The 1,483-nt window shown below is 62.8% G+C and carries 1 protein-coding gene; it reads right to left on the bottom strand.

Annotated features, from left to right (window positions below):
• Positions 1-288: 288 nt before the first annotated feature.
• The gene (locus CAP_RS43260) at positions 289-1,080 is read right to left on the bottom strand and encodes a hypothetical protein (RefSeq protein WP_156041698.1); all 792 of its coding nucleotides are present in this window, start codon (positions 1,078-1,080) and stop codon (positions 289-291) included.
• Positions 1,081-1,483: the final 403 nt, after the last annotated feature.

The following is a 1,483-nucleotide window of genomic DNA, read 5'->3' on the forward strand; positions in this document are numbered from 1 at the left end:
CTCCTCCTCCCCCGTGACCACCATCACCGCCGCTAGTGCCACCAGCCGAACCCCCATGACCTCCACTCCCGGAGGGCACGCTGCTGCTCGTCCCTTGGTCGTCTGATGAGACCCCGAATCCGTCGAGACCCGTGAGCGTGCTACAGGCCAGAGGAGCCAAGGTGAACGCGAGGAGGTAACTCCCTCTCACCATCGTGCACCGCGCCCACCGGAAGGTGCGGCGGTGCCAGCGTTCAGGGGTTGCGGTGGTTATCGTCGAGCAGGAGGAGGGCTGCATTGGCTCCGACTTCAGTGATCGTCGTCGAGCAGGAGGAGGGCTGCATTGGCGGCGACATCATTTGCGTTGAGGGCGGCAGCGTAGAGCGCGCTGTAGTACATGACTCCACGCGGAGAGCGATCGCCTGTACTTCGGTTGCCGAGCACGTAGCGATCATTCGCCTCGATCGTGATGCGGTCATTCACTGGCAGGTCTACAGGTGAAGGGTTTGCACCGTCGTACGGGGTGAGCAGCGACCCATTTCGATACATCCGGACACGATCAGGCGCTGACGTTTCGCTGGTATCAATCACCACGTGGAGCACGCACCGCTCCTGGACGAAGGCTTTCCAGCTCTGCACGAGCTGGTTCTTCCAGTAAAATTGCAGGGTCTGAGGCGGGGTGAAGCGGAGATCGAGACGACCGTAGTCCCCCGTCGTTCCGAGATAGGTGAGGGCAGAGCCGAAGGGGGTGATGCCGTCTGCAATCGCCACGACGAGTTCGAGCGTGACCTGAGAGCTATCGCTGAGCGCTGTCTGGATCTTTGAGCCCGCGACGGGGACCGAAGCCAGGGTGTCGCTGCTTTCCAGTCCCCACAGAAACCCTTTATGGCCGTCCAGGTCACGGAGGCCATCGTCACCGATGCTCAGGCCCACTGACAAGGGCAGGGGTGCCGAGTCAGGCGCACTGTCTGCAAAAGTAAGCGGCGTCGTGCCGGGTGCATCGTCCAGGAAGTAGCGAGCCACCACACCGGTATTCACAAGGTCGTTTGCTGGCAGAGCGTCCGTACCATCGCAGTCCTCGTCGATTCCATTGCTGTACACCTCTTCAGCCGGGACGATCTCTCCGTGACAGATATCGTCCCAGGAGGCAGTGCGACCACACAGCTCGACGCCTCCTCGGCATATCCCCGCGTTCGCGGTCGCCGCGGGTCCCGTGTAGCAGTCCCGAGTCTCCCCCGGGGTGCATGTGCCGCCTGGCCCCGTTCCACCGCCATACCCACCCGTTCCAACGCCGCCAGCCCCAGCACTCCCATCACTGGCATCGGTGCCACAGCAGGCCGTGGCAGCGAGCGCGAACAGCGTGGAGAGTGTCAGCACAATGCAGGGGTGATTTCGTAGCATGGTTGCTCCTGAGGATCGCGATGGTCCAGCGAGAAGGCCTGGCGACAACAGCAGGCGGGCATTGCTCAAGGTGGTGGGGAGTCGTCATTCTGTCGGAGCGCGC

This window comes from Chondromyces apiculatus DSM 436, from assembly GCF_000601485.1.
GTDB classification, from domain to species: Bacteria; Myxococcota_A; Polyangia; order Polyangiales; family Polyangiaceae; genus Chondromyces; species Chondromyces apiculatus.